Below are 14,432 nucleotides of genomic sequence, written 5' to 3' on the forward strand. Positions count from 1 at the left end.
ATCTTTCTCCTATTTTAATTGGGCTAAAAACGATTGGCCTTGGTCGGTTTGCATGACATTAAAGTTATCGGATATGGTTGCTGCAATATCAGCAAAGTGTTTGGCTTGCAATTGACTACCTGCTTCAAACTTTTTAGAGAAAGCAAGCAAAGGAATATACTCGCGTGTATGGTCTGTTCCCTTGTATGTCGGATCATTTCCATGGTCAGCCGTAATCAATAAGAGGTCATCGGGGGTCATGGCTTGAATAATTTCAGGGATCCGAGCATCAAAATCTTCTAAAGCTTGGCCATAGCCTTGTGGGTTACGGCGGTGACCATAGAGAGCATCAAAATCGACTAAGTTGGTAAAAGATAATCCTTCAAAGTCCTTGGCCATTACTTTTAATAATTGGTCTACCCCATCCATATTCGATTTAGTGCGAACGGATTCAGTGATTCCAGCGCCGTTAAAAATATCATTAATTTTACCGACTGCAATGACTGACTTGCCTGCTTCTTTTAAGAAATCTAAGGTTGTTTCGCCAAATGGATCAAGCGCATAGTCATGTCGATTACTAGTACGTTGAAAATCACCAGGTTGACCGATAAAAGGACGTGCAATAATTCGGCCGATCATATACGGATCTTTCAAGGTGATTTCGCGGGCGTATTCACAGATTTTATATAATTCATCAAGTGGAATGACTTCTTCATGCGCAGCAATTTGCAAAACAGAATCAGCCGATGTATAAACGATTAAATCACCTGTTTCTAATTGTTGGGCGCCTAATTCCTTGATGATTTCCGTTCCAGAGGCTACTTTATTGCCAATTACTTTTCGGTTTGAGAATTTTTCAAGTTTTTCGATTAATTCTTGCGGGAAGCCGTCAGGAAAGACTCTAAAGGGTTGGTCAATATAAAGCCCCATCATTTCCCAATGACCAGTCATGGTATCTTTACTTGCTGAGCGTTCCTGCAGTTTCGTCCAATAAGCTGTCGTCTGATCCACTGCTTCGACACCTTTGATTGGTGCTATCTTACCTAAGCCCATTTTTGCCATGTGTTTTAAGCGTAAGTCAAAGTTCTCAGCGATGTGACCTAGTGTATTAACATCATAATCACCAAATTCGGCTGCATCGGGTGCTTCACCGATTCCGACTGAGTCCATAACAATTAAGTGTATTCTTTTAAACATGTTTTTCCTCCTTTTTCCACCTCAAGCGCGCGGGAAGTTCTTACGATAGACTTCTTGTAGGCGGTGATGTGAAATATGTGTGTATATTTGTGTCGTAGAAATATCTGAATGTCCCAGTAATTCCTGAACCATTCGCAAATCGGCCCCATTTTCTAACAAATGAGTTGCAAAAGAATGCCTTAACATATGGGGCGACACTCTTTGTTTAACGCCAGCTTGTTGAACGTATTTATTTAAGTTTTTCCAAATGCCTTGACGAGTAAAGGGTCTTCCCCTCTCAGTCAGAAACAGGAATTGACCCGCTTGGGCCGTTTTCTTACTGGCAAAAATAGGACGTGCATCTTGTAAGTATTGGTCGATCCAATAAATCGCTTCATCTCCTAGGGGAATAATCCGTTCTTTCTGACCCTTACCTATTGTTTGTATAAAACCTAATTCCAAGTGTAAATCTGCCATTTGCAAGTGAGTCAATTCGCTAACTCTTAAACCGCAAGCATAAAATACTTCTAAAATGGCTCGATCTCTTAAACCCGTCAAATTGGTAATATCAGGTGCTTGGATAATGGCTTCAACCTGATCCATGGATAAAACCTTGGGTAAAGACTTAACTTGTTTAGGGCCTTGTACTAATTGTAAAGGGTTTTGTTCGATATGTCCTTCTTTTAACAGGTAATGGAAAAACTGTTTTAAAGCAGACAAGAGACGCGATGTCGATGAAGTGGCATAGCTCTTTTGATTCAAATCCTGCAAAAACCCCTGCATATATCCATAATCGATTTGATCCAACGTCTTTGTAGGATGAGCTTGATAGTAGGTCATAAACTTAGCCAAATCCCTGATATAGGCTTGAATGGTATTTTTCGATTTAACCTGGTCAATTTGAAGATAACGTTTAAAATCCGCAACATAATCTTGCAGATCGTAAGGGTGTGGCTTATTCATTTTTTGAATCAAGCAGGTAAATTCCCTTATTAGCTTCTTGACGGATCTGTTTATTTTTCATCAAGGCGCCAACCGCCCGCTTGAACTGCCCCTTACTAATACCAAATTCGCGTTTAATCACTTCGGGATCTGACTTATCATGATAGGGAAGAAAATGGTCATTGGTCTTTTCTAGCAAGCGAATTATCATCGTCGCATCATCGCTAATTGCCTCGTGGGCTCTTGGTTTAAGGGAGAGGTTTAAGGAGCCATCACTTTGAACTTTAATCACTCGCGCTTTGATTTTCTGTCCTAAACGCGGAGGGAGGACCCATTCACTTTCATGGATAAAAGCACGGAAATTTTCTTCAGAAATGGCCAATGCACCAACAAGCTTTAATTGGAAAATGGTTACTTCGATATCTTGATTCATTAAACGCTCAGGTGCTTTAATGAAAAGATTGGCTATTTGCTCAAAAGTTGCTAATTCGCCCCAGAAGCGGTTTTTATCATCGACAGACATCGTTAAGTATAAGCGATCCCCTTTTTGAGGCCATTCTTTCTTATCATCCGGTAAATGATCAAGTGAAACAACAATATCTTTTTGATAGAGACCAATATCCACAAATACGCCTAAATCTTTACGCACTTGGGTGACGGTGCCCCAATTATAATGACCCTTTCTGACTTTGGGTAAATCCATTTGAATACGCGCTTCATGGTTCATGTCCTCATAGAGGATACCTGTTACCTCATCGCCTATTTGAAAAGTGTTTTCTTGGATTTGATCTTTATCTAATCGAAAGGTTGTTCCCTCAATTTGTGCAAAATAACTCTTTTCATTTTCATCACTTATTTTACAAGTTTCAATTCTTCCTAATTTCATGCCTCAATCTCCTATCTGATCTGCCTGTCTGTAATTCCCCTTTTTAATTGGATAAAGGTAGTTAACCTATTCTGAAGTGCTAAATACCTCCTATCCTTTCATTCTATTCATAAGTTTAACATATTCAAACAATAAATAGAAAAGAAGCATCAAAATAAAAGGACATTCATTCGATTAATGACCGCTAATCAAATGAATGTCTTCTGTTACTCTTATAAGATGGTTAAACCGTCTTAAATAGACACGGTTGCTCCGCGGTAGATAATTCCCCGACGGGCATCGACTGTAATTAACTCATTATGCTTAATGGCATTCATGGCGTCCTCAACAGCTACCACAACTGGGATACCTCTTTCTAAACCAATAATGGCTGCATGAGAAGTGATTCCTCCACTTTCACAAATAATCGCACCAGCTTTCTCTAAGGCAGGGCCAAAGTCACGGTCAGTCTGATTAGTCACTAATACTGTATCGGGTCGCACCAGAGCATTCGCTTCTTCAGCTGTATGAGCAATGACAGCCTTACCGATAAAGTTACCATTTCCTACCCCTTGACCTTCTGCTAGTTTCGTACCAATTAATTGAATCTTCATGATATTGGTTGTGCCTTGTTCGCCCACTGGCACACCCGCAGTAATAATAATCAGGTCTCCTTCTTTAGCGAAGCCTTGTTTAACGGCCATGGCCGAAGCTGAATCTAACATCTCATCGGTTGAATTGGGTTTGCCAATCACAAAGGGTTGAACACCCCAAACAAGCGTTAGCGACCGTTGGGCTTTCTCATCGAAAGTAGCCGCTAAAATATTGGATGCTGGTCGGTACTTGGCAATCATGCGGGCAGTATGACCAGAGGATGTGGCTGCAACAATGGTTTGAATACCTAAGTTACGCGCCGTATGACCAACTGCTTGACCTATCGCTTCGGTTAAATCAGCTTGGTCAAATTTCTTAAGTGTAAAGGCGTCTTGACCTAAGAGTTGAGATTCCGTCCGCTCACAGATCTTAGCCATCATTTCAACGGCTTCTAGAGGATAATCACCGGCAGCCGTCTCACCTGATAGCATAACCGCATCGGTTCCATCAAAAATGGCATTGGCCACATCGCCGGCTTCAGCGCGCGTAGGTCTTGGATTTCTTTGCATGGAGTCTAGCATCTGGGTAGCAGTCACGACCGGTATACCGGCTCGATTGCACTTTTTAATAATCATCTTTTGGATGAGAGGAACATCTTCAGTCGGAACTTCGACACCCAAGTCCCCTCTAGCCACCATGATTCCATCAGACACTTTAATGATTTCATCGATATTGTCGACACCTTCACGGTTTTCAATCTTAGAAATGATTTTGATGTGGGTGGCATCTTCTTCTTCCAAAATAGCTCGTATTTCCATCACATCGTTTTGTCGACGGACAAAAGAAGCAGCAATAAAGTCCACTTCATTTTTACATCCAAAACGGATATCTTCCTTATCCTTATCCGTAATCCCTGCAATATTGAGAGAGATACCGGGTACATTGATCCCTTTTTGTGATTTTAAGACCCCCGAATTGACAACTTCACAGGTGATTTCTTTAGCTTGGTAATCAATAGCCTTCACTTCTAATTCAATCAAACCATCATCTATTAGGATATAACTGCCGATCTTAACATCATCAATTAAACCCGCATAAGTGATCGAAAATCGCTCAGCATTACCTAAGACTTCTTCCATCACAACTTGAATCTGATGACCTTTTTCTAAGAGAACACCATTATTCTCCATCATGTGGGTCCGAATCTCCGGTCCCTTTGTATCAAGGAGCATACCGGCAATCAATCCCGTTTCTTCGCGAGCTTCTTTGAAAAGATTGAAATGGTTTAGCTGAGATTCATGATCGCCATGCGAAAAATTAAAGCGGGCTACATTCATACCAGCCTTGAGAAGATCCATCATAACCTGCTTAGATAATGTGGACGGACCCATCGTACATACAATTTTTGTTTTTTTCATTATGAACTCCTTTATTTATGTCTAGTAACGATCGGTTAAAGTACGGTTAATTTGATACAAATCATCTCTGACCTTGTGTTGGGATTTCGTTAATGTTTCAACAATATCGCAGACTGAAAGTTCTTCATTGGTAATACCTACAAAAATACCTGATTGTCCATGTAGAATTAAGTCCACTGCTTTGGCACCCATTAAAGTTGCAAAGACCCGGTCTCTACCGGTAGGATTCCCACCTCGTTGGATGTGAGAGAGATTGACTCCTCTGACACTTTGATTAGGGGCTTCTTTTTTGTATTCTTTAATGAATTCTTCAACCCCCATCACTCCTTCGGCTAAAACAATAATGGCATGGTCTTTACCATGGCATAAGGAAGTATTAACCCTTCTAGCAATGTCACCGATATAGAACTCTTCTTCGGGGATAATAATTGCATCCGCTCCAACCGCCACTCCTGCCCAAATAGCAATATCACCGGCATTGCGGCCCATGACTTCGACTACAAAGGTACGGTTGTGTGAAGCTGCCGTATCTGAAATTTTATCAATGGCTTCAATCGCTGCCGACATGGCTGAATCAAAACCGATGGTGTATTCAGTACCCGGTATATCATTATCAATCGTTCCAGGAATACCTATGGCGGGGAAGCCCAGCTTAGTTAAGGCTAGTGCCCCTTGGAAAGATCCGTCACCACCGATGACAATCAAGCCTTCAATACCCTCGTCTTCCATCTTTTTAATGGCTTTTTTCTGAATTTCTACCTCTCTAAATTCGGGATATCTGGCTGAATAAAGAATCGTTCCTCCTCTACGAATGGCGTGGGAAAGATCATTAATACCTATCTTTTTGTATTCTCCTTCGACTAAGCCTTTAAAGCCATGTTGAACACCAACTACCTCAATTTGATGATGGAGTCCCTGCTCAACGACCGCCCGAATGGCGGCATTCATGCCTGGAGCGTCACCTCCACTTGTAAGTACTGCTAAACGTCTCATAGTTCACCTCTTCATAAAAATTACCTCTGTCAGTATTAGTTTAACATTATTTGAAAAGCCTGTCTTTTATTTCGTTTTCAGAAATCAATGCTTACTTAAAGTAAACGTTCTGCTCACCAAACAAATTTTTCAATTCTTCCACTACCCGGTGAGCCATCGATAGGTTATATGCCTTATCTAGCTTCCAGGCATTACGCTGAGTATCGACCATAATGATTTCTAATGGACCTGGATTTTTTTGGGCTAATTTTTTTACTTTTTCAACTAATTCTGCACTCGACGCATCAGCAATGATTCTTAGGAAAACTTGTTGTGGTTTGTTCAAAGGGGGCTTATCTTCATTACTTGGTAAAGGGAGTAGCCTATCTAAAACAATCTGAAGCTCTCCTTGACGGTCTATACTAACTTGACCTTGCAAGGCAATGACTTGTCCATCCTTGACCTGATGACCAAAGCGCTGATAGGTCTCGGGGAAACTTACTAAGGAAATGGATTGACTTCCGTCATTCAAACGGTAAAAGGCCATCTTTTCTTTTTTCTTAGTTTCGATAACTTTTATATTTTCGATGTAAGCTAAAATTTTGACTGTTTTGTGCTTGGCAGCTGATTTTAAAGACCCAATCGTATGAAAGCTGGTATCAGCTTCGATTATTTTCAAATAGTCATCAATCGGGTGTCCTGCTAGCTGAAGTCCCAAAACTTCTCTTTGACGGTCTAGGAGGATGGCCTTAGGCCATTCAGGTTCGAGACTTACCTTAGGTTCAATTTCTTTTAATAAATTAACATGGTTGCCAGAAATTTTGCAAAATTGAATAAAGCGATCCAAATTCTCTGTCAAGGTAGCTCGGGTATACCCAAAAGTATCCAAAGCACCCGCATCTATTAAAGCTTGGATTAAGTTATTTTTGAGAAATTTGACCGGTAAACGCGACAAAAAGTTTTGAAAATCGGTATATGGTCCCGCTAAATTACGCTCGTCCAAAATTGCTTGGCAAAAATCTTGGCGCAGTCCCTTGATAGCCATTAAACCGATCCGAATCTTCCCATCTTCAATTTCAAAATTGGAATGGGATTGGTTGATATCTACCATTAAAAACTTGCCCAGTGTCCTTTTGGCATTACTGAGATATTCATCTAAACTCTGGTGAATCGACCGCCCCTGATTCAAGATGGCGGTAAAGAACTCTAAAGGATAATGTACCTTTAGATAAGCTAACTGATAGGCCAAGGTTGAATAAACTGCTGCATGAGCTCGGTTAAAGCCGTAGTTAGCAAATTGATAAATATAGTGAAAGATTTCTTGACTGGTTGATGGGGCTAGACCTCTAGCTTGGCAGCCTGCTAAAAAGTCGGATTTTTGTTTCTCCATTAAGTGAATTTCTTTTTTTCCCATTGCCCTTCTTAAGAGGTCGGCTTGGCCGAGACTAAAGCCTGCTACCTTTTGACAAATCTGCATCACTTGTTCTTGATAAACAATAATACCGTATGTTTTCTTGAGGATCTCTTCCAATAGCGGATGGATATATTCTATTTTTTCTTTACCGTGCTTGCGAGCAATAAAATGCGTTATTTGTTGCATCGGACCCGGCCGATAGAGAGCATTAACAGCAATAATATCTTCAAAAGCTTCTGGTTTCAGTCTTCTTAAAACTTGACGGATACCCTCCGATTCAAATTGGAAGATGCCTTGCGTGTCAGCCCTTTGAAAGAGTTCTAGCGTGGCTGGATCATTCCGATCGATGCGGTCGATATCGATTGTTTGACCTTGATTTTTGCGAATTAATTTAAGGATTTGATCAAGAATTTGCAAGTTTTTAAGACCAAGGAAGTCCATTTTTAACAAGCCGACGCGTTCCACATCTTCCATATCAAATTGGGTGATCTGCATCTGGTTTTCGCGAGAGAAAACGGGTATCCAGCGACTTAAATCTTGATCCGCAATCACGACCCCTGAAGCATGTGTCGAGGTATGACGAGGCAAGCCTTCGATGGTTAGGGCCGTTTTAAAAATTTGCTGGTTTAAAGGGTCTTCGGCAATTAAATCACGCAAGGCAGATGATTTTTGAAAAGCATCTTTTAGCTGAATGGAGACCTCGTTGGGGATGGTTTTAGACCATCGAACTTGTACTATTTTAGGAAAAGACAAGACCCGCAAGGTGTCACGCAAGGATTGCTTAGCGCCAAAGCTTCCAAAGGTAATCATTTGCGCGACGTGTTGACTGCCATATTTTTCTTCAATATAGCGTAACACTTGCTCACGCTTGTCATCAGGGATATCAATATCAATATCGGGCATATTATAACGCTCAGGATTGAGGAAGCGTTCAAACAATAGATCGTATTCAATCGGATCGACTTTAGTAATCCCCAGTAAATAAGCGACTAAAGATCCGGCAGCGGATCCTCGACCAGGGCCTGTCCTGATAGCATGACTATGACAAAAAGCCATGATTTCCCAAACGATTAGAAAATAGTCATTAAAACCCATTTGATCAATGATGGTTAGCTCATGATCGAGTCGCACCTGATAATTGGCTATTTGATCTCCTTCTAGTTTCTTTAAATTGGCTTGGCATAATCCTTTAAGGTAATCTTTAGCACTTTGGTCAGCTGGTGTCTGAAACTTAGGTAATAAGGATTGGTTGATCGGTAGTTCCACCTGCATCCGGTCTTCGAGGGCGTGACTATTAGCAACAACCCAGTCTAAACCTTTTTGTTGATACAGGTCTTCTAACTCTTTAAGGCCATAGAGATAATGTGACGTCCGATAGGTCATAATAGATGGGTCTAAGACTTCATTGCTATCGATCGCTTGTAAAATTCGAATTGCAAAACCATCTTCACTCGTAAGACTTTCAACCAATTGGTTACAAACAAGAGTCAGCTGGTTGTTATTGGCAAACTGACTTAGCCAAGAAACTTCTAATTCATTGTAAGGATAAATGGAAAGGCCCAAATAGATATTCGTCTTAGGAAAAATGCTTAACCAAGCTTCAAGAATCGCTTGACCTGCTCGGGAATTTTCGTGTAGAAGGGCTTGTTCCATTTCACCCTTTTTACCCGGACTGATTATAATCAGAGACTGCTGAGCTTGACGCATCAATTGATCAATTTTTTGGTAATCCGGTTGACTCTGGTTAATGATTTTGGAAATTTGAATCAAAGTCAAATAACCCTGATCATTCAGGGCGTAGACTAAAATAGGATAGTTTTGGCTATTGTCAACCCGACCAGGCAAATTGAGGGTTAAACCAATCATTGCTTGGACGTTTGCTTTTTGGCAAGCCAAGTAGAATTTCAAACTGCCATGTAAGACGCCTTCATCAGCCAAACCAAGATGGGTGTAGCCTAGTTGTTTGGCTCGCTCAACATACTTGTCCAGATCAAGAGTGGATTGTAATAAGGAATAAGAGCTACGAACATTGAATAGCATTTGCTTTTTTCACCTTCCACTTTGTCAAATTATAAAATAAACATGGCATCTCCAAAACTAAAGAAACGATATTTTTCAGCCACAGCATGTTGATAAGCATCTAAAATTTTGTTGCGGTCATAAAAGGCAGAAACCAACATCATTAAAGTCGATTGAGGCAAGTGAAAGTTAGTAATTAAATGATCAACTGCGCAAAATTTAAAACCTGGCGTGATGAAAATATCCGTCCAACCCGAAGCGGCTACTATCTGACCTTGGTGGTCACGTGCTATCGTCTCCAAGGTACGCACGCTCGTTGTACCGACTGCTGTAATCTTACCGCCCTTCTGGCGAACTCTTTGGATGCGTTGAGCTGATTCAGGACTGACTTGATAATATTCAGCATGCATTTGATGTTGGTCAATCGCTTCCACTGATACGGGTCTGAAGGTGCCAAGACCCACATGGAGGACAATTGGAATAATTTCAATACCCCGATCTCTTGCTTCCTGCAACAAGTCTTGGGTAAAGTGCAAACCAGCTGTCGGTGCGGCCGCCGATCCATTCTGCTTGGCGTAGACTGTTTGATAGCGGTCTGGATCATCTAATTTTTCTTTGATATAAGGGGGTAAAGGCATTTGTCCTAGAGATTCTAATACTTCAAGGAAGACACCTTGATAAGAAAATTCAATGATTCTGCCTCCATCTGCTTTGTGTTCAACAATGGTCCCTACTAATTGAGCTTGGTCACCAAAGTGTAGTACGGTCCCCACTTTTGCTCGTTTACCTGGTTTGACCAGACATTCCCATTGATTGCCTTGGGTATTGTTTAGTAATAATACTTCAATATGTCCGCCCGTATCCGGTTTGACGCCAAATAAACGTGCTGGGATGACCCGTGTTTCATTCACTACCAAGGCGTCGCCTTTTTGAAGGTAATCGAGAATATGTTTAAAATCAGTATCCGTTTTTTGGTGGCTTTGACGGTCTAAGACCAACAAGCGTGATGAAGAACGATCCTTTAAGGGGGTTTGAGCAATCAATTCTTCCGGTAAATGATAATCAAAATCTTTGGTTGTATAAGTCATTGTATTCTTCTTTCTATTGATCTTTTAATGGATAATTCAAGTGACGATAGGTTAATTCCGTCACCATACGTCCACGGGGTGTACGTTGGATAAATCCTTGTTGGACAAGGTAAGGCTCATACATATCTTCTAAGGTAATAATATCTTCGCCAATATTTGCTGCTAAAGTAGCAATACCGACCGGTCCTCCCCCGTAAAATTCAATCATGGTGGTTAGGATTTTACGATCCAATGGATCCAAGCCTAAACCATCAATTTGAAGGACCTCAAGAGCTCCACGTGTATCCTTAATATGGATATTACCATCACCATGCACTTGGGCAAAGTCACGTACCCGTCTGAGCATCCGGTTGGCAATTCGCGGGGTTCCTCGGCTTCTAACAGCCAATTCATGACTGGCTTGTTCATCAATTGCAATTTGAAACACTTTAGCGGAGCGCTTAACAATCATTTCCAAATCTTCGACTTCATAATACTGCATATGGGCCATAATCCCAAACCGGTCCCGTAAGGGCTGGCTCAACATTCCCGCGCGAGTTGTGGCACCAATCAGTGTGAAAGGTGGCAGTTCAAAATGAATAGGCTGTGAGGTTGACCCTTGGCCAATGACAATATCTACGTAATAATCTTCCATTGCTGAATATAGCACTTCTTCTACAATTCGAGGCAGACGGTGGATTTCATCAATGAAGAGAATGTCACCGGCGTTTAATTCATTTAAAATAGCTAATAAATCACCAGGACGCTCAATAGCTGGACCTGAGCTAGTTTGAATCTTAACACCTAGTTCATTGGCAATTACCAAGGCAAGTGTCGTCTTACCTAAGCCTGGAGGGCCATACAATAAGACGTGATCGAGCGCTTCCGACCTTTTTAAGGCTGCTTGAATATAGACACTGAGCTCATTTTTGGCCTTGGCTTGGCCGATATAATCCTTTAATAATTGCGGTCTCAGTGTCGTTAAATGTTGTTCATCTTCAGTCAAGCTTTCGCTTGATACAAATCGTTCTTGATCCATAAGCGCTCCTTTCTAACTTAGTTTATTTAATCAATAATTTAAAAGCTAAACTCAACCCTGCTTGTGTCGAAGTAATTTGTTCTTTTTCAATCTGAGGCGTGACACGTTCGATTTCACGTTTGGAATAACCAAGGCCTTCAAGGGCCTGTTTGACTTCTTCCAAGTGATCGTTAGTTATTGTGTGCACCGGGCTAGTTTCTTTGATTTGACTTAAATCAAGTTGACCTTGTAAGTCTAAAATCATTTGCTGGGCTGTCTTTTTTCCTACACCAGGGAATTTCATTAAGTATTTAGCATCAGCCGAATCAATCGCTTGAATCAAACCAGCTTGGTCATCCAGGGCTAAAATCGAAAGTGCTGACTTGGGACCAATACCGGAAACCTTGTTCAATTGTAAAAAAAGATTTTTTTCAGCTTCATCCCTAAAGCCATATAAGAGCATGGCATCTTCGCGAACGACTAATTCGATAAAGATTTTTATTTCTTCTTGCATCTTTTCTTGCCAACGAAATGGATTAGCACACCAAATCTGATAACCAATCCCATTGGCTTCTAAAACCAAGTATGTGGGTTGGATTTGTTTAATTTGCCCTTGAATATATTGATACATTAACTATTCCACCCATTTCTTGTAATCACTATAACCTGCTTGATCCATTTGCTCTAATGGAATGAAGCGTAAGGCCGCAGAATTAATGCAGTATCTTAAGCCCCCCTTATCACGAGGGCCATCATTGAAAACATGCCCAAGGTGGGAATCGGCTTGTTTTGAGCGGACTTCTGTTCGTGGCATTGCCAACTTACGGTCTTCTAGCTCTTGCAGCTCCGTCCCCTTAAGTGGCTGGCTAAAGGATGGCCAACCGCAGCCTGCATCAAATTTATCTTTACTAGAAAAAAGAGGTTCGCCGGATACAACATCCACATAGATTCCTGGTTGGTCAAATTGATCGTACATACCCGTGAAAGGTCTTTCTGTTCCGGCCTCTTGGGTGACATGGTATTGAATCGGGTCTAAGGCTTCAATTTTATCTTGATAATCTTTTTTAGTCATTAGCTCTTCCTCCTAAGTGATGGTCTTGAATACGTTTAAATAGTTTTTCAATGGTAGTCGGATCAAATTCAATAAAGACGGGGCGTCCGTGGGGACAATGTAAAGGATCGTCTAAGTCGTTCATTTCAGCTAACAAATGGATCGCTTCAGCTTCAGCTAAACGGTGATTGGCCTTAATCGCTCCGCGACAGGATTGCATAATGATACTGGTCTCTTTTAATTCATTGACTGATAAATTGTCTTGGCGACTTAAGCGATCGAGCAAATCGGGTATCAGATGATCAAGCTCATCTACTTCTACCCAAGTTGGATGGCTTTGCATCTGGTATGACCTAGGACCAAAGGGCTGTAAAATAATTCCAATTTCCTGTAAATGATCGCCGTATTCTTGAGCCAATTGTGCCGTCTTTAAATCAAAGCTAAATAATTTAGGCAACAAAAGGTCTTGCTGCTGGGTAACATCGACCTGGTCTGCCATTAATTTTTCATAGCGGATCCTTTCCTGGGCTGCGTGCTGGTCGATCAAATAGAATGAAGTCGGTCCCTCAGCGACTAAATAGGTACCATGAATTTGTCCCACATAACGCAATTGACTAAAGTCAATTATAGGCTTTGCTTCCTCTTGCTCAAAAACTTCCTTTTCCCCTGACTCTGAAATTGAATGTGAAAAGTCTGATGGATAGGTTAGTTCCCTTGTGGTTTGAGTGGGCTCAAAGTTCGCTTCTAAAGCAGATGATGGTTTGGCTTGCTCTCCATTATGGATCGGTTGATTAGACTCTTGTATATAGGAAGATTGGCTGAACCCATCCAGTTGACCTTTATTTTGCTGATAAGGACGTGAAGGCTTGAAAAGGCTAGTACCTGCTTCAGGAATGACGCGGTTTTGACGCAGCGTTGTTTCTACTGCCTGAGTTAAAAGTTTGGCCAATTCATCCTCCTTGCTTAAACGAATCGTTTGCTTAGTAGGATGGACATTCACATCTACTAAACGTGGATCCGTTGAAATTTGGATAAAGCTTATTGGAAAGCGCCCAATCATTAATTGTTTACCATAAGCCCTCGTTAAAACATTCGTCAGAAAAGGGCTTTTTACAGTTCGTCCGTTAACAATCCAATGAATATAATTACGACTGGTTCGAGTCAAAGTGGGTGGTGAGATTAATCCTTTGAGTGAAAACTCAAGATCAGTGACATCAAAAGCTAGCATTTCTCTTGCTTGTTGAGGGGAATACAATTGAGCTATTGTTTGCTTTAAATCACCCTTACCCACTGTTTGTAAAATCTGGTCTCCATCGACAATTAAGGTGAAAGAAATACTCGGATAGGCTAAGGCCAAGTCTTGCATCACCTTTAAGATATGACGCATTTCAGTCTGAAGGCTCGCTAAATGCTTAAGACGGGCGGGTGTGTTATAAAAGATCGAATCGACTTGAACAGTCGTTCCATTACGCGGTGGACAAGTCCCTTGCTTAGTGAGCTTTGAATTCTCCACTTCGATATAATGACCAGATTGAGCGGGTTGGTTATCCCCATTCCAAGTCGACTCCATTCGAACCTTGGCAACTGAAGCAATTGACGCTAAAGCCTCCCCTCTAAAACCTAAAGACGAAATCTGGAAAAGATCGGACAGGGAATAAATTTTACTCGTTGCATGGGCCAGCACTGAATGGTGAAGGTCTTCTTCGATCATTCCATGACCATTATCGATCACAATAATTTGTTGGATACCTGCTTCTTTTACTTCTACTTGAATGTGATCTGCCTGGGCATCAATCGCGTTTTCACAAAGTTCTTTGACAACTGAAGCCGGTCTTTCGACAACTTCACCGGCAGCAATTTGATTAGCTAAAGCGGTATCCATCTGTTTTATTACTCCCATTGCGGCCTCCTTTTCTA

The 14,432-nt window shown here is 41.3% G+C and carries 11 protein-coding genes; all 11 read right to left on the reverse strand.

Annotation, left to right across the window (positions count from 1 at the left end; genetic code table 11):
- Window positions 1–9 precede the first annotated feature (9 nt).
- Complete coding sequence (deoB, locus tag HF969_RS01515) at window positions 10–1,176, reverse strand: phosphopentomutase (protein WP_090289004.1); 1,167 nt, start codon at window positions 1,174–1,176, stop codon at window positions 10–12.
- Window positions 1,177–1,197: 21 nt separating this feature from the next.
- Window positions 1,198–2,118: a site-specific tyrosine recombinase XerD gene (gene xerD / locus HF969_RS01520; protein WP_180363655.1), complete on the reverse strand. Its 921-nt coding sequence runs from the start codon at window positions 2,116–2,118 to the stop codon at window positions 1,198–1,200.
- Complete coding sequence (locus HF969_RS01525) at window positions 2,111–2,983, reverse strand: CvfB family protein (protein ID WP_090289005.1); 873 nt, start codon at window positions 2,981–2,983, stop codon at window positions 2,111–2,113. The genes xerD and HF969_RS01525 overlap by 8 nt, the downstream gene beginning before the upstream one ends.
- A gap of 233 nt (window positions 2,984–3,216) precedes the next feature.
- Complete coding sequence (gene pyk, locus HF969_RS01530; RefSeq protein WP_090289006.1) at window positions 3,217–4,974, reverse strand: pyruvate kinase; 1,758 nt, start codon at window positions 4,972–4,974, stop codon at window positions 3,217–3,219.
- 21 nt (window positions 4,975–4,995) lie between these two features.
- Window positions 4,996–5,967, reverse strand: coding sequence for an ATP-dependent 6-phosphofructokinase (locus HF969_RS01535; protein WP_090289007.1), 972 nt, complete (start codon window positions 5,965–5,967; stop codon window positions 4,996–4,998).
- A 91-nt stretch (window positions 5,968–6,058) separates the two neighbouring features.
- Entirely contained in the window at window positions 6,059–9,400 is a 3,342-nt protein-coding gene (gene dnaE, locus HF969_RS01540; protein WP_090289008.1) for a DNA polymerase III subunit alpha, read from the reverse strand.
- A 29-nt stretch (window positions 9,401–9,429) separates the two neighbouring features.
- On the reverse strand, window positions 9,430–10,467 hold the full coding sequence (gene queA / locus HF969_RS01545) for a tRNA preQ1(34) S-adenosylmethionine ribosyltransferase-isomerase QueA (protein WP_090289009.1): 1,038 nt from the start codon (window positions 10,465–10,467) through the stop codon (window positions 9,430–9,432).
- Between the two features lie 13 nt (window positions 10,468–10,480).
- Complete coding sequence (ruvB, locus tag HF969_RS01550; RefSeq protein ID WP_090289010.1) at window positions 10,481–11,485, reverse strand: Holliday junction branch migration DNA helicase RuvB; 1,005 nt, start codon at window positions 11,483–11,485, stop codon at window positions 10,481–10,483.
- A gap of 22 nt (window positions 11,486–11,507) precedes the next feature.
- Window positions 11,508–12,095 carry a Holliday junction branch migration protein RuvA gene (ruvA, locus tag HF969_RS01555; RefSeq protein ID WP_090289011.1) on the reverse strand — a complete coding sequence of 196 codons (588 nt, stop codon included), beginning with the start codon at window positions 12,093–12,095 and terminating at the stop codon, window positions 11,508–11,510.
- Between the two features lie 3 nt (window positions 12,096–12,098).
- A complete protein-coding gene (gene msrB, locus HF969_RS01560) occupies window positions 12,099–12,536 on the reverse strand; it encodes a peptide-methionine (R)-S-oxide reductase MsrB (RefSeq protein WP_090289012.1) in 438 nt (145 codons plus the stop codon).
- Window positions 12,529–14,415: a DNA mismatch repair endonuclease MutL gene (gene mutL / locus HF969_RS01565; protein WP_090289013.1), complete on the reverse strand. Its 1,887-nt coding sequence runs from the start codon at window positions 14,413–14,415 to the stop codon at window positions 12,529–12,531. Before mutL ends, msrB begins: the two co-directional genes overlap by 8 nt.
- Between the last annotated feature and the right edge of the window lie 17 nt (window positions 14,416–14,432).

It is taken from the genome of Facklamia miroungae (assembly GCF_012396555.1).
GTDB lineage: Bacteria > Bacillota > Bacilli > Lactobacillales > Aerococcaceae > Facklamia > Facklamia miroungae.

Excerpts from the sequence above, each read along its gene's own strand:
- mutL (WP_090289013.1), bottom strand. The coding sequence starts at position 14,415 with ATGGGAGTAATAAAACAGATGGATACCGCTTTAGCTAATCAAATTGCT.
- HF969_RS01535 (WP_090289007.1), bottom strand. The coding sequence starts at position 5,967 with ATGAGACGTTTAGCAGTACTTACAAGTGGAGGTGACGCTCCAGGCATG.
- msrB (WP_090289012.1), bottom strand. The coding sequence starts at position 12,536 with ATGACTAAAAAAGATTATCAAGATAAAATTGAAGCCTTAGACCCGATT.
- queA (WP_090289009.1), bottom strand. The coding sequence starts at position 10,467 with ATGACTTATACAACCAAAGATTTTGATTATCATTTACCGGAAGAATTG.
- ruvA (WP_090289011.1), bottom strand. The coding sequence starts at position 12,095 with ATGTATCAATATATTCAAGGGCAAATTAAACAAATCCAACCCACATAC.
- pyk (WP_090289006.1), bottom strand. The coding sequence starts at position 4,974 with ATGAAAAAAACAAAAATTGTATGTACGATGGGTCCGTCCACATTATCT.
- dnaE (WP_090289008.1), bottom strand. The coding sequence starts at position 9,400 with ATGCTATTCAATGTTCGTAGCTCTTATTCCTTATTACAATCCACTCTT.
- HF969_RS01525 (WP_090289005.1), bottom strand. The coding sequence starts at position 2,983 with ATGAAATTAGGAAGAATTGAAACTTGTAAAATAAGTGATGAAAATGAA.
- deoB (WP_090289004.1), bottom strand. The coding sequence starts at position 1,176 with ATGTTTAAAAGAATACACTTAATTGTTATGGACTCAGTCGGAATCGGT.
- xerD (WP_180363655.1), bottom strand. The coding sequence starts at position 2,118 with ATGAATAAGCCACACCCTTACGATCTGCAAGATTATGTTGCGGATTTT.
- ruvB (WP_090289010.1), bottom strand. The coding sequence starts at position 11,485 with ATGGATCAAGAACGATTTGTATCAAGCGAAAGCTTGACTGAAGATGAA.